Source organism: Paenibacillus apis, assembly GCF_018333295.1.
In the GTDB taxonomy this organism is placed as follows: Bacteria; Bacillota; Bacilli; order Paenibacillales; family Paenibacillaceae; genus Fontibacillus; species Fontibacillus antibioticophila.
This window is the reverse complement of sequence record NZ_BORS01000001.1, coordinates 17,300-40,456: the sequence shown is the minus strand read 5'-3', so window position 1 is coordinate 40,456 and position 23,157 is coordinate 17,300. Positions and strand designations below refer to the sequence as shown.

The 23,157-nt window shown below is 50.2% G+C and carries 20 protein-coding genes; 3 read left to right on the top strand and 17 right to left on the bottom strand.

Going from position 1 to position 23,157, the window contains the following annotated elements; genetic code table 11:
- Positions 1–147 precede the first annotated feature (147 nt).
- Complete coding sequence (locus tag KI362_RS00165) at positions 148–771, top strand: acetate uptake transporter (protein ID WP_301624621.1); 624 nt, start codon at positions 148–150, stop codon at positions 769–771.
- A gap of 99 nt (positions 772–870) precedes the next feature.
- On the opposite strand, the gene KI362_RS00160 is transcribed toward KI362_RS00165, so the two are convergent.
- From KI362_RS00160 to KI362_RS00145, 4 genes are all read right to left on the bottom strand, one after another.
- Positions 871–2,055, bottom strand: coding sequence for an MFS transporter (locus tag KI362_RS00160; protein ID WP_301623972.1), 1,185 nt, complete (start codon positions 2,053–2,055; stop codon positions 871–873).
- 37 nt (positions 2,056–2,092) lie between these two features.
- A complete protein-coding gene (locus KI362_RS00155; protein WP_301623970.1) occupies positions 2,093–3,052 on the bottom strand; it encodes an acetylxylan esterase in 960 nt (319 codons plus the stop codon).
- Between the two features lie 163 nt (positions 3,053–3,215).
- Positions 3,216–4,832 carry an MDR family MFS transporter gene (locus tag KI362_RS00150; RefSeq protein ID WP_301623968.1) on the bottom strand — a complete coding sequence of 539 codons (1,617 nt, stop codon included), beginning with the start codon at positions 4,830–4,832 and terminating at the stop codon, positions 3,216–3,218.
- A gap of 79 nt (positions 4,833–4,911) precedes the next feature.
- Positions 4,912–5,343 carry a MarR family winged helix-turn-helix transcriptional regulator gene (locus KI362_RS00145; RefSeq protein WP_101781143.1) on the bottom strand — a complete coding sequence of 144 codons (432 nt, stop codon included), beginning with the start codon at positions 5,341–5,343 and terminating at the stop codon, positions 4,912–4,914.
- A 244-nt stretch (positions 5,344–5,587) separates the two neighbouring features.
- Between KI362_RS00145 and KI362_RS00140 the strand changes: the two genes are divergently transcribed.
- The gene (locus tag KI362_RS00140; protein WP_301623965.1) at positions 5,588–6,412 is read left to right on the top strand and encodes a M15 family metallopeptidase; all 825 of its coding nucleotides are present in this window, start codon (positions 5,588–5,590) and stop codon (positions 6,410–6,412) included.
- Here the strand turns inward: KI362_RS00140 and KI362_RS00135 are convergent.
- Positions 6,393–7,388, bottom strand: a complete 996-nt coding sequence (locus KI362_RS00135; RefSeq protein WP_301623963.1) for a radical SAM protein — start codon at positions 7,386–7,388, stop codon at positions 6,393–6,395. The two genes, KI362_RS00140 and KI362_RS00135, sit on opposite strands and share 20 nt — an antisense overlap.
- A gap of 114 nt (positions 7,389–7,502) precedes the next feature.
- On the opposite strand from KI362_RS00135, the gene KI362_RS00130 reads away from it, so the two are divergent.
- On the top strand, positions 7,503–7,844 hold the full coding sequence (locus tag KI362_RS00130) for a cupin domain-containing protein (protein WP_301623962.1): 342 nt from the start codon (positions 7,503–7,505) through the stop codon (positions 7,842–7,844).
- Positions 7,845–7,848: 4 nt separating this feature from the next.
- On the opposite strand, the gene KI362_RS00125 is transcribed toward KI362_RS00130, so the two are convergent.
- The 12 genes from KI362_RS00125 to KI362_RS00070 form a co-directional block, all read right to left on the bottom strand.
- On the bottom strand, positions 7,849–8,805 hold the full coding sequence (locus KI362_RS00125) for a 3'-5' exoribonuclease YhaM family protein (RefSeq protein ID WP_044479606.1): 957 nt from the start codon (positions 8,803–8,805) through the stop codon (positions 7,849–7,851).
- Positions 8,806–8,993: 188 nt separating this feature from the next.
- Positions 8,994–11,192: an FMN-binding protein gene (locus tag KI362_RS00120; RefSeq protein WP_301623960.1), complete on the bottom strand. Its 2,199-nt coding sequence runs from the start codon at positions 11,190–11,192 to the stop codon at positions 8,994–8,996.
- 328 nt (positions 11,193–11,520) lie between these two features.
- On the bottom strand, positions 11,521–13,998 hold the full coding sequence (locus KI362_RS00115; RefSeq protein ID WP_301623958.1) for a WIAG-tail domain: 2,478 nt from the start codon (positions 13,996–13,998) through the stop codon (positions 11,521–11,523).
- Between the two features lie 138 nt (positions 13,999–14,136).
- A complete protein-coding gene (locus KI362_RS00110; protein ID WP_301623956.1) occupies positions 14,137–14,568 on the bottom strand; it encodes a disulfide oxidoreductase in 432 nt (143 codons plus the stop codon).
- 17 nt (positions 14,569–14,585) lie between these two features.
- Entirely contained in the window at positions 14,586–15,308 is a 723-nt protein-coding gene (locus tag KI362_RS00105; RefSeq protein ID WP_301623954.1) for a DsbA family protein, read from the bottom strand.
- A 191-nt stretch (positions 15,309–15,499) separates the two neighbouring features.
- Positions 15,500–16,126, bottom strand: a complete 627-nt coding sequence (locus KI362_RS00100; protein WP_301624619.1) for a 50S ribosomal protein L25 — start codon at positions 16,124–16,126, stop codon at positions 15,500–15,502.
- Between the two features lie 177 nt (positions 16,127–16,303).
- Positions 16,304–18,016, bottom strand: coding sequence for a phosphoenolpyruvate--protein phosphotransferase (ptsP, locus tag KI362_RS00095; protein ID WP_301623952.1), 1,713 nt, complete (start codon positions 18,014–18,016; stop codon positions 16,304–16,306).
- A complete protein-coding gene (locus KI362_RS00090; protein WP_044480071.1) occupies positions 18,009–18,284 on the bottom strand; it encodes an HPr family phosphocarrier protein in 276 nt (91 codons plus the stop codon). Before KI362_RS00090 ends, ptsP begins: the two co-directional genes overlap by 8 nt.
- 256 nt (positions 18,285–18,540) lie before the next feature.
- Complete coding sequence (gene glcT / locus KI362_RS00085) at positions 18,541–19,386, bottom strand: glucose PTS transporter transcription antiterminator GlcT (protein WP_301623950.1); 846 nt, start codon at positions 19,384–19,386, stop codon at positions 18,541–18,543.
- A gap of 256 nt (positions 19,387–19,642) precedes the next feature.
- Positions 19,643–21,205, bottom strand: a complete 1,563-nt coding sequence (locus tag KI362_RS00080) for a flotillin family protein (protein ID WP_044480072.1) — start codon at positions 21,203–21,205, stop codon at positions 19,643–19,645.
- 12 nt (positions 21,206–21,217) lie between these two features.
- Positions 21,218–21,763, bottom strand: a complete 546-nt coding sequence (locus tag KI362_RS00075) for a membrane protease regulatory membrane protein (RefSeq protein WP_044479613.1) — start codon at positions 21,761–21,763, stop codon at positions 21,218–21,220.
- A gap of 89 nt (positions 21,764–21,852) precedes the next feature.
- Positions 21,853–23,016 carry an iron-containing alcohol dehydrogenase gene (locus tag KI362_RS00070; protein WP_301623948.1) on the bottom strand — a complete coding sequence of 388 codons (1,164 nt, stop codon included), beginning with the start codon at positions 23,014–23,016 and terminating at the stop codon, positions 21,853–21,855.
- Positions 23,017–23,157 lie beyond the last annotated feature (141 nt).

Sequence of the window (23,157 nt, the reverse complement as noted above, 5' to 3'; positions counted from 1 at the left end):
TCTTTAGTTAGATATTTTACTGCTCCAAGAATGTAACAAAATAACCACTGTACGTACTCCTGGTTGTCAGTTACAATACATCCATATGTCCATTCCGCGGTATCGGAGGAATGGCTGCAAATGAACTATGGAGGCTCAACTTACACTATGCACAACGCAACATCTACACAAGTAAAAATCGTTACAGCTGATCCGAGCGGAATCGGCTTATTCGGGTTGGCGATCGTTACCCTGGTCGCGTCCTCGCAAAAGCTGGGGTGGACCGACGGTCTTAGCTACGCCATTCCATGGGCTATCTTCCTCGGAGCCTTCGCTCAGTTATTCGCCAGTATTCAGGACGGCAAGCATAACAACACCTTCGGTATGACCGCATTCGGCGCATACGCCTTTTTCTGGTTTGCTATGGGGACAAGCTGGTTGATCAAGCTGGGCGTATTCGGGGCTGAGCTTGCTTCCGGGGTGGACGGCAAGCAGCTGGGTTTCGCCTTTCTTGGCTATCTTATTTTTACGATATTTATGACCATCGGTGCGATGGAGACGCATAAAGTACTATTCTTTATTTTTGCGCTGATTGATATCCTGTTCCTCGGTCTAAGTCTGGATGCCTTCGGCATTATTCCTGAGCTCTCCCACGCTCTGGCAGCATGGGCCGAGCTCTGTATCGGACTTCTCTCGCTCTATGGAGCTGGAGCTGCGGTACTGAATGTCCATTTCGGAAGAAGCTTTCTTCCGGTAGGGCGTCCGTTCGGGATCTTCAAGCCTCGGGCATAAAATTTCACATTATATAACATAGCCGTCCTGCTGCGCTCCGATACGCGCGGCTGGACGGCTATTATTTTGGTCATTTTAGATAAGCTGAACCAAAGAAGCTTACTGATTTCTCCGTCTAGAAAGATAATGTGTTCCCAGGAAGAGCACTCCCCCGATGAGCGAAACCAGGGATGCGAACAGGTACATACTCTCGCCCCCATACAAATCGTTGAGACTCCCCCCGATCAATCCGCCTGACATGCCTGCCAGACCCAGATATACCATGCTGAGCAGGGAAAAGCCTGTCGCTCCCAGCTCAGGCGGGAGAACCCGGGCGACGTAGTGCATCGCAACCAGCCAGAAAACGGCAAAGGTCAGTGCGGCTCCCGCCTGCAAGAACAACAGCACCCACGGCTCATCCGTTACATAATAGATCAACCATCGTAATGCATATAAAAGACCGACTATGCCCAGCAGGGCAAACTCATGAATTTTGTGCAAATATCTGCCCAGCAAAGCAAACACCGGAATTTCCACGGCTGCTGCAAGCGCCCATGCCCAGCCTACCATCGAATCGGTTGCGCCTAATTCTTTCATGTACAGGCCGAGCATGACATCGTTGAGCCGATGCGGCACCGAAATGATAAAGACAAGCACAAGAAACCAGAGAAACGACTTATTCTTGAAAATGGCACCCAGCGACTTAAGCGTCATACCGCCGCCCTCAGCCGGTTCATCCTTCAGGAAGATGAGCAGCAGCAAGGGGATCGCCCACACAGCCCATAACAAGTAGGGCAGACGGGTAATTCCGCCCAGCAAGGCCAGAATGGCGCCTCCTGTCAGGGATATCATCGTATATCCCATGGAGCCGAACAGCCTTACCGAGCCATAAGAAATTCCTCTTCGCGACGCGGACTGAACCGATATACTGTCCACCAGCGGCATGGACGGCTGAAAGAAAAAGTACAATGCCAGCACAAATACCAAGGTAAGAACGTAATTAGAGCCTGCATGAAACAAGACAGCACTGCTGGCAATAGCGAGGATCCATAGGACAAAAATGATCGCCTTCACCGCCTGAAGGCGGTCGCTAACATACCCCCACATCGGTTGAACCAGACTTGCCACAAACGGGCCGATAACCATAAGAAATCCGATCTGTGAAGAGGAATAGCCCTGGTTCGAGAAATAGAGCGGCAAGAACGGCGCCACCACGGCCAGAATAGCGTACTGCCAAAAATTTAACCACCGGAGAACCAGGACCTGCTTATCCTTGCGATCCCCATCCTTCATCTCTGTCTTCAACCTCAATCTCTCCGCTCCGTTATGATGGCCTCATTTCTTACAGTCCAAGCATGAATTGCAGGGTCCGGTCACCGAATCCCGGGAGGTATTCATGCCCAAAGTCAGGATAAACCTCGAGCTGCTTCGGCGCTTGAATCTTATTATAGGCTGCAAATTGGGTTGATGGCGGGCAAATCGTATCCATCAGACCGACCGCCATCAGCACCTCGCCTTGAATCCTGTCAGCTAAGTGCTGGATATCAATATAGCCCAGCTTGTTGAATATCTCTTCCTCCCGCTTATGCAGCGGGTCGTGAAAACGGAAGAAATTGCGAAGCTCTTCATAAGCATCCTTCGCCAGATCCATCTCCCATACCCGGCGGTAATCACTAAGGAACGGGTACACCGGAGCCAGGCGCTTGATCCGTGGCTCCAGCGCTGAGCAAGCAATGGTCAAGCCGCCACCCTGAGATCCGCCCATGGCCCCTACACGCTGCTCATCCACCTCGGGGAAGCTCATCACAATTCTAGCCAACTGTACAGTATCCAGAAAAATCTGGCGGAACAAGAGCTTATCCGGATGATCATCAAGTCCGCGAATAATATGTCCCCGAAGCGTTGTGCCCTTTACCTGCCCAGCATCCTCAGACCTGCCTCCCTGTCCCCGGCAATCCATTGCTGCAATGGAATAACCGATTGAAGCATAGGCCAGCTTGTCGTTCCAGTCGCCGCTGTTCCAGGCATATCCATGGAACTGCAGAACGGCAGGATGCGGAGTCGCAGCCGCTTTGGGCCTTACATACTTCGCATGGATTCTCGCCCCTTGCACCCCTGTAAAATATAGATCGAAGCATTCCGCCTGCGGAGCCTGAAACTCGCTTGGCACCAGCTCAACCTGAGGATCTACAGCCTCCAATTCCGCAAGTGCTCTGGCCCAGTACTGATCGAAATCCTCCGGTTTTGGACTGATCCCTTGGTACTTCAGCAATTCGGGCATCGGCATATCAATAATCGGCATCGTTCCTACTCCTTATATGTAAAATGAAAGCGAAAACACATGGTAATCATAGAACAATTGCCTGAATGCATCAAGTACATTTCTTCACCAATCGCTCTGTATAAAAACAAAAATACCCCCGGCCAAATGGCGGAGGTATTTCATCATGTTGAAGATCATTTTCTTACTCCGATGCTATAGGCTCTCCTGTCACTTTTCCCGATTCCTCGGGTGCAGCGACAGCCTGATTCGACGTGCGCAGCGGCAGCTCCTTCAGGAAGAAGACAAGGAAGAAGGCGATGACCAGAACCAGAGTCCCTGTCAAGAAGACAAGAGACAAAGTGTCACCCAGAATATCGCGGATGCTTTGAATCAACTGAGCAAATATCGGCTGAATTTCTGTTGGCAGACTCGCTTGTGTCTGTTCGATCAGCGGCTTGTTCATCAACTGATTCGGATTGGCGAAGGAAGCCATCTTCTGGGCGATCTCCGGATCAAGCCCGCTGAGGTCGGCACTGGCTGAGCCCATTGCATTTTTCAGGTTACGAGTCAGGCTGTTCGACATGACCGTTCCCATCACTGCGATCCCGATTGTACCGCCAAGATTACGGAACAACTGGGAGGATGCTGTAACAACGCCAAGCTCCTTATGAGGTACAGCATTTTGCGTTGCCAATGAGAAGACGGGCATGCCCAGACCAAGACCCAGGCCAAATATGATCATGCTCACGATCGCCATCCACACGCTGTTCATGAATACCATTAACGCCATCCCTGCAATCATAATCGGCATGCCGATCAGGGCGAAGCGTTTGTATTTGCCGGATTTGGCAATCAATTGACCGGTCAATGCACTTGTTATCACCATGAAAATCGACATCGGCATGGTCACATAACCCGCATAGGTTGGGGAGATCCCCATGACCCCTTGCACGAAGAACGAAATGTAGATCAAAGCCCCCATCATTCCGAAGTTCATAATAAATCCGATAAGATTAGAAATGGTAACTACACTGTTCTTGAACAGATGCATAGGCAGGATCGGGTTGCTTGAATACAATTCAACAATAACGAAGATAATTCCGGAAGCAATCGTTGCTGCCAGCAGCCCCAGAATTTGCGCTGAGCCCCATGAATATTGGGTGCCTGCCCACGAAAAAGCCAGCAACAATGGGACAATCGTTGTTGTCATGAACAACGAGCCCAGAAGGTCGATCTTCTCGCCTGGCTTGCGCTCCACCTTCGGGAACAAGGTCAGAATCATAATGAAGGCAACAATACCAAGCGGCAGGAAGATCCAGAACAGCCAGTGCCAATCCAGATGATCGACCAAGTATCCGCCTAGTGTCGGACCAAGTACACTGGAGAAGCCAAAGATGGCTGTCATAAAGCCCATCCATTTCCCGCGTTCGCGCGGCGCGAACAGGTCGCCTACTGCCGTGAAGGCGGTCGACTGGATAATCCCTGCTCCAATCCCTTGAATCCCCCGGTAAGTAATAAATTGAAATACATTATCCGAGGTTCCTGTCAGGAAGGCCCCGATCATGAACAATAATATACCTAACAGAATAAATGGCTTCCGTCCGAACATATCGGACAGCTTGCCGACGAGTACCGTAGCAATGGTTGAAGTCAGCAGATATATATTGATGGTCCAGGTATAATAATCCATACCATCCAGTATTGAAATAATACGCGGCATTGCCGTACTGACGATCGTTTGGTTGATCGCGGCAAAGAACATGGCGGCCATAACGGCTACCATAATTGATAGTTTGCGTTTCTGTGTTAAATGTTCCATTCTTCTCTCTCCACCTCGTTGTTCTTGAATCCTGTTCTGATTTCTTTTTCTCTCTGTCTTATAGAATGATCTGAACGTGCTACAGTTTATCCAGATTTCCAAGCAAAATGGAGTAGATCCGCTTCAAATGATCAATGTCCTCATCACTAAGGTCAGAAAATACCAACAGAAGCGTCTCGCGCTGACTTTCGCTTAGCTTGGCGACCATCTCGCGGCCTTTCTCGGTAATCGAGATCATAACCACCCTTCGATCCTGTTCCGTTCGGGCTCTCTCCACATACCCATCCACCAGCAGCTTGTCAGTCAGTCCGGTTATTGCCGCCGAAGTAAGGCCCTGCCGCTCTGCGAGCTCGGACACCTTCAGAGAGCCGCTCCGGTCCAGCATATAGAGCATCTTGAACTGGGGAAAACTGATGTTATCGTTCTTCTGTCTATTCCATAGCTGGGTTATCCCCTTAACCAGCGTCCTGAACATCGATGAAACTTCAAATATGGCCTCCCGATCTGCCAATGACAGCAAACCTCCTCCTTTAAATTAGTTAACTAATTAATAATTTATAACTAAATAAATTAATACTGAATTATTAAAGCATTTACTAATATAACGCCTTCAGCTTCTGCCGTCAAGATAGAATAAATAGAAAAATCTCCAAGCCATTAAAAGACCAGGAGATGAAAAAGAGCTGTTTATTCCGTATCTATTTCCGTTACAATTATATAGTAGAAAAATATAGTAGTTATTGGGAGGTTCCATTATGCTGACTTATCTCGCTTATCCTCATGTCCTCCGTCTAGCAGCTCTCGGTATGGCGCTAACCATGCTCGCCTCTTCGTCCGGCTTCGAGAGCAAGGTTGCAGCCGCAGCAGCTCCTGCAACGGCTGCTTCCGGCACCGCAGCAACAGTGACTTCACCTGCACCCACGCCCGCACCTGCACCCGAAGCCTCGGCACCCGCGGTAGAACGCGGTACCCTTCCGAAGGGATTTGTCTACGTAGATGAAGTCATTCCCAGTGCTCTGTATGATATTCGCTATTATAGTGAAGAGAATTTTATCGGCACCCAAATCGACGGGTATGAAGCACCGCTGGCTATATTGACCAAGGAAGCCGCAAATGCCTTGAAGAAAGTCAATGAGGATCTGGAGAGTCAAGGATACCGCCTCAAGATCATCGATGCCTATCGCCCGCAAAAAGCAGTGAACCATTTTATTGCATGGTCCAAGGATCCGAAGGATACTTTAATGAAGGAAATTTTCTATCCGGATGTAGACAAGAAGAACCTGTTCAAGTCAGGATACCTCTCTTCGAAATCCGGCCACTCCCGGGGCAGCACGGTGGATGTGACCATGGTCTTTAAGCGGACCGGTGAGGAAGTCGATATGGGAAGCCGCGTCGATTTTCTTGGACCGATCTCTAGCCATGGTACGGATCTGATCAACAAGGAGCAGCGCAAGCACCGCTATATTCTCAAGACCGCCATGGTCAAGCAGAGCTTCAAGCCGTATAGCAAGGAATGGTGGCACTACACGCTAAAGAACGAACCGTTTCCGAACAAGTATTTTAATTTTGATGTGAAATAGGGAATAGCGCCTCATAGGCAGGACAAGGCTCCCGATCCAGAAAGTCGCGTAAAGGCTCCGGCATCTCTTCGTAAAGACGGGTCAGAGAGGTTCCTTGATAAATGTTGCCGATGATGACGGGATAGCATAGCTCCGATATCAAGATATCCCCGTTGCCGTGAAGATGAAGCTGCTTCTTTCCTTCAATGCAATGGGGAAAATACACGCCAGGCTGTTCCTTGAATCCAAGCTCGGTCATGAAACGGTCCATGCAGGTAAAGTACAGGGTTGTATCCTGCTTTTTTCTCGCGATCAGGCTGTTCACGGCTTGCTTAAGCGCCTCCCGGGCAGCAATGGATTTCCAGCCGGTATGATCCATGATGATGCTGTTCTGAATCTCATGAGTCCTTACGCCTAGCTGATACACATGGTCGCTGATCTCATCCATCCGGTGCTCGGTCTCACTGAACAGCAGGGTCTCAAGCACCGTATCTATTCTCGCCTGGACACACATCGAGATATTCTCCCGTATCTTATAATAGATGCTCCGGTGGATTCCGTAATAGGCGGAGAACTCACCGGCATCAATGAAGTTAAATGAAATATGGATATTCGTCAGTCCGGCTCTAGCCAACTGATGAATTCGTTCTTCGTTCAGAAGACTTGCGTTGGAATTGAGCTGGGTATGAATCCCCCGCGAAGAGCAGTAAGCAACCACATCAACACAGTCCTGAAATTTAAGCGTCACTTCCCCGCCGGACAAGCGTACTCTTTTCAAACCGGGCAGTTGATCAAGCACTTCGATAATTTGAGCCGCCCCAATGCTGTTTCCGTCATTTCGTTTATATGCACAGCAGTAATCACAGCGAAAATTGCAGCTTGAGGTTACGCCGACCTCCAATCCTTCCAATGAATAAATATCCGGCTTGTTCATTTCCAATGCTTTATAGGCCATTGCAGCAGCATCCTTCCCTATGTAATCGCCCGAAGGTGTCATTCCGGCATTTGCGATTATACGGTTTTTCCTTGGAGATGAATATGACAAAATTGATCCTGATCAAGTTTCGTTTTTGGATATGCAGGTAAAATACAATCAAGGAGGGATTTAATCATGGAAAAAAACATGCTGGGCTCCCTGCAGGAATATCAGGAAGCCCGTTTTACGAAAAGAGTAGCTTTTCAAAAAGGAGAAAGTGTCGTATTTGTGCTTAACTTCATGCCCGGACAGCAATTGCCGGCGCATCAGCATCCAGGTACGCATGTCTTCATTCTGGCTCTTGAAGGTACAGGAACGGTTACCGCTGACGGAACCGCCTATGAGCTTCGTAAGGGAGATATCATCCACCTTGAAGGGGACGAAACCTTTGCCTATGTGAATGACGGGCAGGAGAATGCTTCCCTGTACGTAATTTTGACGAAAACACCAGGACCTGAATACGCGCAGAACGTTTAAATCGTTAGATCCGGGTCTTGTATATCGCCTTATTTTCTAATCCCCTAATCATAGGGGTCCATTCATCCTTGTCCGGGGTAGTGTTCATCGCATCCTCCACCATTTGCATCTTGGCGTCGAGTGCATCGATGTGGTGGAGCGCCACTGCCTCGGCCATTTGTGGTTGAACCGGACTTCCCCATTCCCCCAAATTATGATGAGACAGCACCAGATGCTGCAGTGCAATTACCTTCGGGGAATCAGCCGCGATTCCCAGCTTCAGAGCCGCTTCCGTAATCCAGCTTGAAGCCATGGCGATATGTCCCAGCAGCTTGCCGGGTACGCTGTATTCAGAGACAATGCCCAGCCGGGCAACCATTTCCTCCGGCTTCGCAATATCATGCAGAATAATCCCCGCCTTTAACAAGTCGGCGTTCAGGAACGGCCGCTGCTTGCAGAGGAACTCCCCAAGCTCAAGCATGCGAACCATATGGTAAGCCAGTCCGCCGTAATAGTTATGGTGGTGAGTCTTGGCCGCCGGCGCCTGCTCCAGCTGATTCTCCACCTTTTGAACACAGAACTCTACGATTTCTCGAAGCTCCGGATCTTTAATTTCCTGCACAATCTTCGTGATAGTCTGAACCAAAGTATCGGACGGAACCGGCGCAGAACGAATAAAATCGGTAAGCTTAACCTGATCCTCCTCTTTTGCAGGTCTGATCTGAAGGATCTTGATCTGGAGCTTTTCCCGGTAAGTCTGAACTAGCCCCTTCACCTTCACCAGCCCCATCGGGAAGAAAGTTTCCTTGTCCAGCGCAGATGCATCCCACAGCTTGGCTGGCAGTTCACCGCTGCTGTCACATAATATGATATCCAAATAGTCCTTGGGAGGCGTATTGTTTGTTTGCTTGATCTCAACCTCCTTTAACAGATAAAAACCTACGAACTCATCCTGGCTATTTAATTGATTAATCAATGTCACGGGCGATTCCTCCACACACTTCGTAAGATTCGATGCCGAGTCAACCTCTTGAACCACTTCGTGATCAATGGATGACTTTTTGAACTACCTCTATTATACAGCAAAAAAACAAGCTTGCTCCGCTTCTTAAGGAAGGGAACAAGCTTGCATTGCTCAATAGTCCCGGTTCAACCCGCTATGATCAGCTATTAAATTCCGGCATTTTCAAGCGCTGATTTAATAGCCTCTACGACTTTCCCGGAGACTGCCTTCACTCCATCGCTGTCTCCGAAGGCAGCCGGACGGTATCCATACTTATGGAGTCCATTCGTGGTGCCTTCTTCAATCTCTTGTCTAACCGCCAATTGGTCGGCAGACAGCTTGTCGTCCGCGATAATCTTGCCGGCTTGATCCAGGAAGTAGACCTGCATTTTCACAGGAATATTCTTCTCGATTGTAGCCATGACATAGACCGATTTGTCGGTGTTCGTACCCGGAAATACGCCATTAGCATAAGCCGTTTTATACGATTCCGAAACCTCTGCTCTCTTGTAGGCCTGACTTACCGCAGATTTCAAAGCTTCGCTGCTGCTGGTAGCGCCGGATACGGCATCGACTTGTGCAGCATTCTCACGGGTAGCTCCATTGATGAAGCTTGCCTTCAGAATCGGAATCGCTCTGATCACATCCGCATAGGCGGAGGACCCGCGGTCAACCAAGTTGACGCCTACACGGTACAGATCAACAGCTACGATTTTTCCGTTGCGAAGGGTGACGTCCGCCTGATTCGCACCCTTGTCATAAGCGCCGCCATAACCGGTGAATTTACCGTCTCGGTAATTGCCTTGCGTCTTGGAGGCGTTGTCCAGCGCATCCTGCAAAGCAGCCTTGGCAGCGAGCGTCAATCCGCCCTCACCGCCGATGGAGCCCAAGTTTGCGCCTTTCAGCACGAGACCCTCATTGGCCGCTGCCACAAATGCTTGTTGAGCTTCGGACAGGTCTTCATTCTTAATCAGCTTGCCTGCTTCATCGAAGAGATACGTCGTTACCTTGGCAACCTTATCATTCTGAATATCTGTAAGAAGGAGTACGCGGGACTGGTTATCTACCCCTGCAAATGTACCTTCAAAGTATTTCTTGCCATCCTGTACAGCCAGCGCTTTCTCAAACGCTCTCTCTACGGCTTCATTCCAGCTGTGGCTGCTCTCGGTTGCTCCGGAGATCGCATCCGCATCACTGTAATTTTTAAAATAGGAGCCATTTGCAAGCAGCTTGGCAGTCATTGGCGCATTGGCTTTGACCACGTCGGCATAAGCCGTGTCTCCACGGTCCAGCAGATTCGCTCCAAGTCTGTACAATTGAACGTCTACGAGCTTGCCGTTGCGGATATAAATGTCCGCTCTTTCCACTCCCTTATCTCTTGCCTCGCCATAAGCGGAGTAGAATCCGTCAATATACTTCACACCATTATCAATCTTGGCATTTTGTTCGGCATCCCAGAAAGCATTAATTGCAGCCTTGAATTCCGCTTCCATTCCCTTCACTGCCACAGCCTTTGTGCCTTGATAGAGCAGGGCATTAGCCAGCGTGTATACCTCTTTGGCCTGTTCAGCAGTCATGGTTGCTTCATCAATGGCATCGCCCTTCTCAGTCAGCGGATATACCTTAACGCCGAGCAGGCGGTTGGCATCATAATTCGCAAACACCATATATTTGCCTTCAGGATCCACACCCATGTGCTCACCTTCGAAGTAAACCTTGCCAGCAGGTTTCTCTACAAGCGCTCTTTCAAAGGCACGGTCCACGGCAAGCTTCCAGCCATCACACGAACGGGTTGCGCCGGAGACCACATCCACTTCAGCAGCCTGTTCCCGGGTCTTGCCGATGATGCTGTTTGCCACTGGCTCATAGGCTTGCCAGAGTCCGCTGTAATTGTTGCGAACATCGCGGTCGATCAGCTTAGGACTGGTACGCAGCAGCTCCAAATCCGCTACCTTGCCATCCTTAATGGTGACCTTGGCTCCTTCAGTTCCCTTGGAATAGGCGTTGCCGTAAGTAACATAGACGCCATCCTTGTACGGATTGGCCGGTGTTGCCACGGGCTCAGCAACAGGTTCTGGTTTTGGCGTTGTTGTTGTCTTTGCAGGAGTGGTTGTCTTGGCTGGCGTTGTTGTCGACTTCGCCGGGGTTGTTGTCTTGGACGGCGTCGTAGTCGTCTTGGATGGTGTAGTGGTCTTTGTTGGTGCAGTGTTCTTCGCAGGCTCCTTGGCCGGGGCGGTTGAAGCTTCCTCTGATGCTGCAGAGACTGCATCGATGTTATTGATTTTCAGCGGTGATAAATCTACGGTCAGCGCAAGCGTTGACAATACCATTGTCGCACTAAGTGTAACGGCAATAAATTTTTTCAAATCCTTTCCCTCTCCTTTACATAAATTAAGAAGTATGTAGCACCTTTGATGTACGGAGATCAGTCATTGTACATCTTTCCCCTCTTGAACCATCCTCCCCCTCGACCATTTCCCACCGCCAGCCTCTCACATAAAACGTGATTTTTTTCACATTTAATGCTATACAGAAAAATCCGGCATTTGGCGTTGATTTATGATACTAAGAAAAAAAAGAAGAATCTGTAGAAAAAATCACAGCCCCAGCAACATTTATCACTCTTGTGTGAAAAATGAGCCAGGGCGCATGCCAGCGGCTCCCGACAGCGCTGGGAGCCGCTTCATTACACCGTTATTGCTCACCGATGGCAATCCATGTAATCAGTCCGTAGTTGACCTCGGATTCGAACAGTCTCGTCACTTCCATGATTGCCGCTCCCTCTGTTTGGCGCTTTAAGGTCACGTAGTATGCCGGTTGATTGGTCATGGCGACAACAGAATACTGGGTATTGGCAAAGGGGCGGTCAAATGGAATGCTCACCTCTGTCGAGGTCTCGTTCGGGGAGAGCAGAAATGCGCCCATCCCGAATTGCTGCAGGACGGGTTCATCCATCAAGGAAAATACCGGCGTGATCGCCAGATGCTCCGGCCTGATGGAGCCTGGAGCGATATGATCCGAGGTGATGGCCCTTCCCTGCAAATGATCGCTTCCAATGCTGCCGGATTGCAACTGATCTCCGCGAATGCCAGCCGCAGGCAATAGCCCCTGTTGTTGAAGCTCCTGTGACAGGTGCTGCTTCCATACCGCCTGTTCACCGAGATGCGCCTGCTGGATCGCCTGCTCCTTCAAGTGCCGACCTGTGATACTTTCGTCGATCAAGTGGGCCGATCCCACTGCGCCATGCGCCAGCTTGTCGCCGGTTACGGCTCCCGACTGGATAGCCGGGCTGGTTACAGCACCTTCTGCCAGATGTCCGGCCTCAATTGTCCCTGCTGCAATCTTGGGGGCAATGACACTGCCATCGGCAAGCTTATAGGAGGTCACCGCAGCGTCATTCAGTTTATCGGTTGTCACGCTCTCCGGCGATAGCTTGAGCCCAGTCACCGCTTCGTCCTGCAGGTGCCTTGAGAAGACGGCCCCATTTCCCAGTTGCTCCTCGCCGATGCTGCCGGGTTGCAGCAGACTGCCCTCGATGCAATTTTCCGAGAAGTGCCTGCGAAAAAGGGCTCCTGAGGCGATATGTCTGGACGTGATCTGCTCCAATCCGATCAAATTCTCAGTAATGGAGCCCTCAGCCAGCTTGCCGCCTGTTATCGTTCCATCCGCCAGCTTCTCCCCAGTAATACTGCCCGGTTGAAGATGGCGGCCGGAGACGGCGCCTTCGGCCAGATGAACTCCCGATATGGCAGCCTTATCGATCTGTTTTCCCGTCACCGACCCGCCGGTGAGATGGCGGCTTTCTACAGCCTGCTCTGCAAGATGCTCTCCTGTGATCGCTCCAAGGTGAATGTGGCGGGAGCTCACGGCCTCCGCAGCCAATTGTTCTCCCTGAATGGAGGCTTTGGCGAGATGCCGGGTTACCACCGCTTCATCCGCGATTTTCGCCTGCAAAATGCTCTGGTCGGCAATCTTGGATGATGTCACTGCTTGATCCACCAGCTTCGACGTACCTACAGCCTGATCGCCAAGCTTGATGGAAAGAATGGATTTATCCGCCAAATGCCGTCCCTGGATCTCGCCGATGCCGATCTCGTTGGCACCGATGCTGCCCGGTGCAAGATGCAGCTTCTCGACTGCGCCGCTCGTAATATGCCGGCTTCCGATTGCCCTGTCGGTAAGATGAACTGCACGGATCACCCCTTCCTCCAGCTGCTTCGGGCCGATAATGCCGGGTGCAAGATGCTTCTGACGGATCAGTCCTGCCCCCAAATGATCGGACGTAATCGCATCCGTTGCAAGATGACGGCTTTCTACGGCCCCTTCCTGCAGCTTGCTCCCGGCAACGGCTCCGTCGCGAAGCTTGGCACTGGAGACTGCTCCATCGCTCAGCTTCGAATTATCAACGGCCCCGTTCGCCAGATGCGTTGCGCGAATGGCTCCGCTGGCAATCTTATCGGATGAGACCGCCTGATCCTGCAATAGATCGCTCGTGACGATCCATTGACTAAGATGCCGACTCTGGATTGCTCCATCCCCCAGCTTGTCACCGCTAATGATGCCGTCCGCCAGCTTTTCTCCTGTAATACTGTTGTCTTCCAGCTTGCTCCCGCCGATGGAATGATCGCGAATGCTTCTCCCTTCAATGGCTCCGTCGATAATATGTTCGCCTTTGATCGAGCGGGGAGCAAGCTTGGAAGAACCTACCGCTCCGTCGGCCAGCTTGCTGCTGAGCACCGCATAATCTGCGATCCAGGCCGTACCGATCGATCCTGACTTAATCTTGCCGGAGTCAATCGCTTGAGGAGCAATTTTGTCTCCCGTAACCGAAAAATCAGCCAGATCATCACTGTATATGATTCCTTTTTGGTTTACTTCCGCTTGCTTCTCCCTCACTAATTCTTCCATTACAATTCTGCGGGCCATCTGTGCAGCCATAATCTCCGGATCCAGAAGCGGCGTATCGGGTACCGGAATAGCTGTCTTCTCAGCCTTCTCCACAACGGGAGCGCCCGGAGACTGATGGAGCGCCATTTTCTCCAACAATTTCATCTCGTTGATGTCCGGGTTATCCACATAATAGAGCGACTTTCTGGCTCTACCAGGTTTCGTGGCTTTGCTCTTCTTTTTCAGAACCGTCCTCTCCTTTGCCCAATAGATACTCCTCAGCATTATATGCAGGGGCATGGGCCATTGTCACTGGCGAAGCGAAGAGTTGTTCCCGAAAGCAGAGAATTTAAAGTCCAATAAAAAAGGGATCCTCAGTCAACCGGGAGTGACTTCGGAACCCTGTTATGCGTTTTTCCGTACTTAATCGTTTTGCGGCTCGGGCTTGTCCTTAGCCGCCCACAAAAATACGATGATAAGAATCGCAGCGATCAGCGCCAGCAAAGGAATCGTGATGAATCCCCACCAGTTAATATAGTCGAAATTACACGGAATGCCGACTTTGCATGGCAGCAGCTCAGACATAAATGGAACCTTCTGAAGCGCATAATGGTAGACCGAGATGACAGCTCCCACAGCACTTAACGGAATCGAATACGTAATGATGTTCCGGTCCTGACGATAGGCAGCAATCCCGAGCAGGATTACCTGTGGATACATAAAAATACGTTGAAACCAGCACAGCCTGCAAGGTTTATAATGCAGGACTTCACTAAGATATAAGCTTCCTGCAGTAGCTACAAGGGATACAAGCCATGCCATATAAATTCCGTAGTTCCGGAAAAACGAGCGCATCCGCTCTGCCCCCCATCTTATTTGCTTTGTTCCAGTGCTTCCTCAACCGCTTGCTTAAAGACCGTGTAATTGCCTAGCTGGCCATGATATTTTATACCATTTATATAAAAGGTAGGCGTGCTTTGAACATTTAGCTCTGTAGCTTTGTTATATTGCTCCGCCACCTCCGACTGGTAGGTTTTATTCTCGATATCTTGACGAAGCAGATCGTAATCGACTGGAAGGTTTATATCCTTCGCCAGTTCAACTAGAAAGTCAGCTGTTGCCCACTCCTCACTCTCTTCGCCTTGATGGGTGAATATGGCGTCAAAATAATCCCAGTACACTTCTGCGTTCTGATGATAGACAGACTGGACAGCGAGAGCAGCCGTCGTCGAATCCGCAGCAAGAAACGGCAGATTTATAAAGTAAAAGGCCACGTCTCCCTGCTCAATGTACTCACTATTCAATTGAGGCTTGATGGTCTCATTTGCAATTTTACAGGAAGGACATTTGAAGTCCCCGAATTCAACAACTTTCACCGGCGCATCCTCTGATCCAAGTACAGGCAGGCTGGCATAATCAAATTCAGCCGCCTTAACAACCGGCTTCAGGTCCAATGATAATACGATAATAATCAGAACCAATAGAACGCCCACTGTGGAGAACCAGAGCAATCTTCTTTTCCGCTGCTGCTGTTTCAATCTTTCGCTCTCTGCTTTGCGTTGATGGATCGTGCTTTTCACTTTTTTCGGCGGCATGGAACCCCTTCTTCCCACAAATTATTCAATAGATCAGAATAACCTAGCAATCTATCGATCCTGCAACCATTCTAGTTACAATTTCGTGACAAGTCAAGCTCCGCTATATAAGTTGGATTCATGCTGACACACGAAAACAGAACCCCTCCCGCACGGTTCCCCGTACGGAAAAGATCCTGCAATGAAATCTTTTATTCGGCTGGTGTTTCTCCCTCGGCCACGACCTCGCCTGTCTCCTGTGCCTCGTCCGAGGTCAAGAGATCCTCATCGACCACCCTCGGCAATACGATGGACGCCAGCAGCTCTTCCGGAGAAGCTATTAATGTAATGCCATCCGGCAGCTTGACGTCGGCTGCAAGCAGCTTATCCCCCGTCCCAAGCGAGGTGACATCCACGGTAATCGCAGCAGGAAGATCGGCAGGAAGCCCTTCAACCTCCAGCTCTGTCGCCTGGATCTGAAGAATACCGCCAATTTTGGTGCCTTCCGGGGTTCCTTCAAGCTGAAGCGGTACCTTGACCCGTAGCGGCTTGTTCTTGAGCACCTTCTGGAAGTCCGCATGCACGACTTGACCAGCCCGTTGCTGAATATCTTTGATCAGAACCGGAATCGTCTCTCCGCCCTCCACTTTCAAATCAAAAAATTCAGATCTGCCTGTCCGCGATACCCGGATCAACTCCTTGGCATCTACATGAACGGGAATGCTCTCCGTCTGGGCCCCGTATACTACCGCTGGAACACGTCCGCTGGTCCTCAATTCACGGAGTGATGAACGGGCAAAATCCTGTCTCCGTACAGCTTCAAGATGTGACGTAGTCATCATGGATCAACCTCCTGTTATTGGACATATCAGTATATTACCCAATTATGCCTGCATCTAACGTCCAATATTCCATAAAAAGAAAAAGAGGACCGCTCATCAGATCCGTAGATCCGTAAGTCAATCCTCCAAGTATTAGATGGAAAAGATAGGAGAAAACCCTAGTATACAATTAAACTATTGCTTAATAGCTTGAACCAGCTCGACAACTTCTTGTGCTGTCCGCTTCTGCAGCGCTTCAGCAGCCAGCTTCTCCATCTCGGCCTTAGACAGCTTGGAAATTTGTGATCTGGCGGGAAGAATTGAAGTCGCGCTCATACTGAACTCATCCAATCCTAATCCTAACAGCAATGGAATCGCGGTGGCGTCGCCCGCCATTTCTCCGCACATCCCCACCCAGCGTCCTTCCTTATGGGCGGCATCAATCACCATTTTAACCAAGCGGAGAATCGCAGGGTTGTATGGCTGGTACAGATAGGATACGCGTTCATTCATCCGGTCTGCGGCCATCGTATATTGGATCAGGTCATTCGTTCCGATGCTGAAGAAGTCGACCTCCTGCGCAAATTGATCGGCAAGAACGGCCGTGGAAGGAATCTCAACCATGATGCCCAACTGAATAGAATCGGACACTGCTGTGCCCTCGCCAACCAGCTTAGCCTTTTCTTCCTCGAGCAGCGCTTTGGCTTGGCGGAACTCGTCCAAGGTAGCAATCATCGGGAACATAATGCGCAGATTTCCGTACACGCTGGCACGCAACAGAGCACGAAGCTGGGTGCGGAAAATATCCTGGCGGTCCAGACAGAGACGCACAGCCCGGAAGCCTAGAAACGGGTTCATTTCCTTGGGCAGATCCAGATAAGGAAGCTCCTTGTCCCCCCCGATATCGAGCGTACGCACGACAACCGGCTTGCCTTCCATCTTTTCCAGTACGGTCTTGTAAGCCTGGAACTGTACATCTTCAGACGGAAGCTCGGTACGGCCCATATACAGGAACTCTGTCCGGTATAAGCCTACACCTTCTCCGCCATTCTCAAGCACGCCGGCCACATCGTTCGGAGTACCGATATTCGCAGCAAGCTCAACATGCACCCCGTCCCGGGATACCGTTGGGAGATCGCGAAGCTTCTTCCATTCCTCGATTTGACGAAGATGGCGGTCCCGTTTCGCTTCATATTCAGCAACCAGCTCTGGCGCGGGATTAATAATAACTTCTCCATCCAGTCCATCTACAATCAGCAGGTCGCCAGACTCAATCTGGGACAGGACGTCCTTGGTTCCTACTACAGCAGGAATCTCCAGAGACCGGGCCATAATGGCCGAGTGCGAGGTTCTTCCGCCAATATTCGTAGTGAAGCCCTTAACGAATTGACGGTTCAACTGTGCCGTATCCGAAGGGGTTAAATCCTCGGCCACCACAATCACTTCCGTGCTAATTTCCGCCGGATTCACATACTTTACACCTAGCAGGTGCGTCAGCACCCGCTTCGTGACATCGCGCATATCCGCGGCACGCTCACGAAGATAAGCGCTCTTCATATTTTCGAACATACTGATAAATTGCTTCGCCGTCTCATCCAGCGCAAATTCTGCAGTAACCAGCTCGTTAGCAATTTTATCGCGGACAGGAGTCAGAAGCTCCGGATCGCTCAAAATGAGCAAATGAGATTCGAAAATTTCGGCTTTCTTGGCGCCAAGCTCCTGTTGAGTGCGTTCCTTAATCGCCTCCAGCTCTTGAACTGAAGCCGCCAGGGCCTCTTCAAAGCGCTGAAGCTCTGCTGCTGAATCCTTGGCATGCTGCTGCTTTACCGTATAGTCAGGATGCTCCAGCTTGAAGGCCGGAGCAATTGCTACTCCTGCAGATGCGGCAATGCCTGTAATCTTAAGCATGAACTTCTCCCAGCCCTTCACTAATCATTACATCGGTAAGAGCTTGAAGCGCTTCAGCAGCTTGCCCGCCTTCAACGGACAAAGTTAAGGTATCTCCCTTTTCAAGACCCAAAGAGAGTACGCCCAGAATTGATTTCAGAGTCACTTTTCTGCCGCCTGATTCTGCAAACGCTTCAGATTCCTTAAATTTATTTGCGGTATTGACCAGTGCAGTCGCCGGACGGGCATGGATACCGTCTTCATCTGTAATTCTGAATGTTTTTTCCATCATGAACAACTCGCTTTCATAAAATATTCTCTTGCTGATTCAAGTCAGAAGCTCAGAACATACAACAAAAAGGCATGAGTCAACAAGAAATGATTCCTATCCCCTTAATACGGTTATAATACCCCACATATCAGAGATGCAATCAAAAATCTAATCAACTCATGCCTGATCGAATCAGTAACACATTGTAATAATATTCAGTTGCAGTTCAGTAACCAAAGTATATCAAACCTAATGGCTCGGTGCAAGTTCATCCCTAGTTAATCCCTTCCCGGGCCACTCGGTGCAAATGCATCGTTAAATAGCTGATTTCCGCCCGGTACACTGGCTTGTTCAGACGCGTCTCCATCAATCGCGTCAGCTTTCCCGCAAGCTCAAATAAGACCGGATACTCATCACTCATCATTCGCTCCAGCTTCTTCACTTCCTCCACCTGTTCGCCCCTGCGTATCCGCTCGATAGCGAACCTTAGATGCGTCAGAAGGCGTGAGTAATCCAGCGACTGCCGCTGAACCGTGATATGCAGCTCTTCTTCGATCATTTCTATAAGTTCGGCAATTAACTGGGCATGCCCCCGAACTTCACTGATATGCCGATTGGTCATCGCACTATTGATATGAAGGGCAACAAACCCGATTTCATCTTCACCCAGGTCGATCCCGAGCTTCTTCTGGATCAGGTGGATTGCATATTCGGCCAGCTCATACTCCAGTGGATAAAGCTCTTTAGTCTCGTACAGGAACGGGTTATGAAAAGACAGGTCCTGATCGGCACGCTTTATAGCGAATGCCAGGTGATCCGTTAAAGCGATATGGATATGTTCATTCAAAGCGGATTGTGTCTTCTCGGAAATATAGTTAATAATTTCCCCGATAATTTCAATCAATTGCTCATCAATTTGTGGAACGAGCTGTTTGTACTGCTCCTGCTCCTGACGGCTGGTCAGAATGAACATCTTCTCCACGGATTCCAAAGGAATCGCTTCACCTGTCTTGCGGTTAAATCCGATGCCCTTCCCGATAATGACCACTTCACCATGAGCAGGATGATTCGCAATAATGACATTGTTATTCAATGCTTTTGACACTTGTAGGCTATTCACAATGGCACCTCATTTGGGGGATGCTGATTCTTTTACTTTTAATATAATACGTATTCAAAAAGTCTACTTTTCAGCACCGAGAAGGTTGCGAGAATCACCAAATCACTTCGTGATCAAAAGATGACTTTTTGAACTACCTCTTATACTAACAGCTTGTTCATTCATGCTTATTATAATCGACACGCCTACTCGTTGCCACAATCGGGAGTAAATAAAGGCCATCCCCGGGGATTAGCCGAAGATGGCGCACAACGAATTATATTATTTCTGAATTCGTGTCCTGAACAGGGACTACCGGACCTTCCTTCGCTGGCTTCTGAGCTACAGGAGCCGCAGGGGCCGCAGGTGCAGTTGGAACAGTTGAAGCAGCAGGCCCTTTGCCTGTTAACCGCTTGATCAACTGGTTTAGCTCGATGCCGGAGACATCCTTCAGCATTTCCGGAGCGGTGGCCATCAGCTCGGTCACATAATTGCTGACCCGTGCCGCACCTTCACCTTTCCCCGTATCCACAACCGTCAGCTTATCAATGGAAGAGATCGGAGCGGCAATTTTACCTGCCAGATCCGGCAGCATTTTCACAACGATATCCAATACCGCGGCTTCTCCAAACTTCTGGAACGCTTCAGCAAGCTTCTCTTTGGCTTCCGCTTCCGCCAAACCACGCAGCCGGATAATTTCTGCATCCGCGGTACCCTTTGCCCGCTCTGCATCCGCAATCGCCAGACCTTCAAGTCGCTTCTGCTCGGCCGAAGCCTTCGCTTGCGTCTCGATGGAATATTGAAGCGCATCGGCTTCTCTCATCTTGCGGGCTTTATCCGCTTCCGCCGCTTGTTCAACGGCATAACGGTCCGCATCGGCTTTCTTCTTCACTTCAGCATCATATTGCTTCTGGCGAACGAGAATTTCTTTCTCCTGGAGATCAATCTCGCGTTCCTTGCGGACGAGCTCAACCTTCATTTGCTCCTCTACCATCGTCTGCTTGGCTCTGGCTTCTTGGATATGATAAGCCTGGTCAGCTTCAGCCTTCGCCGTATCCTGATCCTTTTTAAATGAAGCGACCTTCAGTTCTTTCTCCTTGGAGGCCTCAGCGATATTCGTATCCCGCAGAAGCTCGGCCTTCTGACCGGATTCCTCCGCCAGCGCCTTCTGAATTCTCGCATCGCGCACGGCCTCTGCTTCCGCAATCTCCGCATCACGCTTAACCGCAGCAATTCTTGGCTTACCTAACGCTTCAAGATACCCGTGCTTGTCGCGCACATCCTTGATCGTGAAGGATACGATCTGCAAGCCCATTTTCTTGAGATCGCGGGCAGCGACGCCCTGCACTTCCTGAGCAAATTTATCGCGGTTCCGGTATACTTCCTCTACTGTCATCGCACCGAGAATCGAGCGCAGATGACCCTCCAGCACTTCCTGTGCTTCGCCTTTTAATGCATCGATAGGCTTGCCCAAAAATTGCTCGGCTGCAGTAGCCACATCTTCTACCGAGCTTCCGACTTTAATAATCGCCACACCGTCCGCTGAGACCGGAACACCTTGCTCCGTATAGACCTCTGGGGTCATGACATCAAGCTTGTGGGACAAGAGCGACATAAATTCCGCTTTTTGAAAAATAGGCCAGATAAATGCCCCGCCACCGCGTACAATCTTGATCCGGCGGCCTGATTCATCCTCTGAAATATTACGGCTTCCTAGAAAGGAACCGGTTACGAGCATCGCCTCGTCCGGGCTTACGGTCTTATAGCGTGCCCAGAATGCAAGGCCCAGCACCACAATAACAGCAATGACCACTACAGGGATTAGCAAAAAATCTGGAATCGGCAAATCCAATTACATCCTCTCCTTCTCTAGTTCATCAGATTCGTATAGCTCCGATACATGTACCACGCCGTCCTTCATTTCAACAATGACAACCAGCGCTCCGGCGGGAATACTGCGACGGTCCCAGCTTGAAGCTGTGTGCAGCGTATTTCCGCCCACCATCTTGACCATGATCTCTCCATACCCTTTAGCGGGAACCGGAACGGTCACTTCACCGAGCTTGCCAGGGAGCTCGGCGTGGGAGAAGCCAACTGAATTCTCGCTGTTCTCCATCGGCTTGACATACACGAAATAAAGCAGGATGGAGACCACCAGAGCAATCAGAATTGCCAATACGACGACCGTCCCGTGACTTAACGCCGTGTAGCGTACCAGCAGAATGCCCGCTCCGCCAAAGGTGGTGATCGCGGAAGCGGTGATGACCGGCTTCAAAAAATCTACCGAGAAGATATCGAAGATCCCTTCCAGCCAATTTCCGATAAGGTCACCAAGTATAGCGCTAATGAAAGCAAACAATGCGCCGCCGATAAAACAGCTCCAAAATAAAGTCTCCATCCGCTTCTCCTTTCACTGCAGCCAATTACCTTTCATGTAATATTTACGCAGTACGGTTTCCAATGTTTCACTTTTTTGTATCCATGAGCTTAGAGAGAGCTTCTGTATATGTCCAGTACGTCTTGTTTTTCCAGTTGGGCAAAGTTGCCAAAGGCCCCGAATCGAACTGCCTTGTCCGCCATTAACTCCAGTTTGCTATCGTCAATCTGGTAGTCTGAGAGTCTGCTAGGCGCCCCGATCGAGTCCCAGAAAGCCCTTAGCGCTTCGATACCTGCTTCTGCAATTTCCTCGTCGCTCTTGCCTGCCGGATCAACCTCGAAGACCTGAATGGCCAAGCGTTTAAAGCGGGCGATATCATGGTGCATAACGTGCTTCATCCAGTTCGGAAACAGAATTGCCAGACCTCCGCCATGCGGAATGTCGTATACCGCCGAGACGGCATGCTCGATATTATGAGTCGCCCAGTCGCCCGACAGTCCCATATTCAACACCCCGTTAAGAGCCATCGTTCCACAGTACAGAATCGTCTCGCGGTAGGTTTCATTTTCCAGATCATTGATAAGCAGCGGTGCAGTCTCGATGACGGTGCGCAGCACGGTTTCACAGAAGCCATCCTGTACCGGCGTATTAGGGGTGTGGTGAAAATAATGCTCAAACACATGGGACATGATGTCCACCATCCCGTAGACGGTTTGCTCCTTGGGCAATGTTGCAGTATTAGCCGGCTCCAGAATCGAGAATACAGGGTAAGCCAGCTTGCTTCCCCAGCCCAGCTTCTCCTGAGTTTCTTCATTGGTAATGACCGAATTCCCATTCATTTCCGAGCCGGTAGCCGCCATGGTCAACACCGTGCCCAAAGGAAGCGCATCAACAGGGGCAGCCTTCCGCTCGGCAAAATCCCACATATCGCCATCGTATTTGGCCCCTACGGCAATCGCTTTTGCACAGTCCAGCACGCTGCCGCCGCCAACGGCGAGCACAAGATCAATCCCTTCGGATTGGCACAGCTCCACACCGCGATGCACCGTTGAGAGCCTAGGATTCGGCTCCACGCCGGCAAGCTCGGTAATCTTTACGCCAAGCTCCTGCAAAATGGCAACGACACGGTCATACAATCCGCTCTTCTTAATACTGCCGCCGCCATAGACCAGCAGCACCTTGCTTCCATAGCGCGGCACTTCTTGCCGGAGCTGCTCTAATTGTCCTTTGCCGAATATCAGTTTGGTCGGATTGTGAAATTGAAATTGATCCAAGACGAAATCCCTCCTAAAGATGGTGATATAGACAAGCCGCTTAACTAATCTGATTATACCTTTCTTAGCGTAAACAGCAAAAGAGCCGGATTCAGCGTGCCCGGGGTAACGTGTGAAGGTTTCTTTCGATCGCTGTTGTTC

Excerpts from the sequence above, each read along its gene's own strand:
- KI362_RS00165 (WP_301624621.1), top strand. The coding sequence starts at position 148 with ATGCACAACGCAACATCTACACAAGTAAAAATCGTTACAGCTGATCCG.
- KI362_RS00155 (WP_301623970.1), bottom strand. The coding sequence starts at position 3,052 with ATGCCGATTATTGATATGCCGATGCCCGAATTGCTGAAGTACCAAGGG.
- KI362_RS00150 (WP_301623968.1), bottom strand. The coding sequence starts at position 4,832 with ATGGAACATTTAACACAGAAACGCAAACTATCAATTATGGTAGCCGTT.
- KI362_RS00140 (WP_301623965.1), top strand. The coding sequence starts at position 5,588 with ATGCTGACTTATCTCGCTTATCCTCATGTCCTCCGTCTAGCAGCTCTC.
- KI362_RS00135 (WP_301623963.1), bottom strand. The coding sequence starts at position 7,388 with ATGACACCTTCGGGCGATTACATAGGGAAGGATGCTGCTGCAATGGCC.
- KI362_RS00130 (WP_301623962.1), top strand. The coding sequence starts at position 7,503 with ATGGAAAAAAACATGCTGGGCTCCCTGCAGGAATATCAGGAAGCCCGT.
- KI362_RS00115 (WP_301623958.1), bottom strand. The coding sequence starts at position 13,998 with ATGCTGAGGAGTATCTATTGGGCAAAGGAGAGGACGGTTCTGAAAAAG.
- KI362_RS00110 (WP_301623956.1), bottom strand. The coding sequence starts at position 14,568 with ATGCGCTCGTTTTTCCGGAACTACGGAATTTATATGGCATGGCTTGTA.
- KI362_RS00105 (WP_301623954.1), bottom strand. The coding sequence starts at position 15,308 with ATGCCGCCGAAAAAAGTGAAAAGCACGATCCATCAACGCAAAGCAGAG.
- KI362_RS00100 (WP_301624619.1), bottom strand. The coding sequence starts at position 16,126 with ATGACTACGTCACATCTTGAAGCTGTACGGAGACAGGATTTTGCCCGT.
- ptsP (WP_301623952.1), bottom strand. The coding sequence starts at position 18,016 with ATGCTTAAGATTACAGGCATTGCCGCATCTGCAGGAGTAGCAATTGCT.
- KI362_RS00090 (WP_044480071.1), bottom strand. The coding sequence starts at position 18,284 with ATGGAAAAAACATTCAGAATTACAGATGAAGACGGTATCCATGCCCGT.
- KI362_RS00075 (WP_044479613.1), bottom strand. The coding sequence starts at position 21,763 with ATGGAGACTTTATTTTGGAGCTGTTTTATCGGCGGCGCATTGTTTGCT.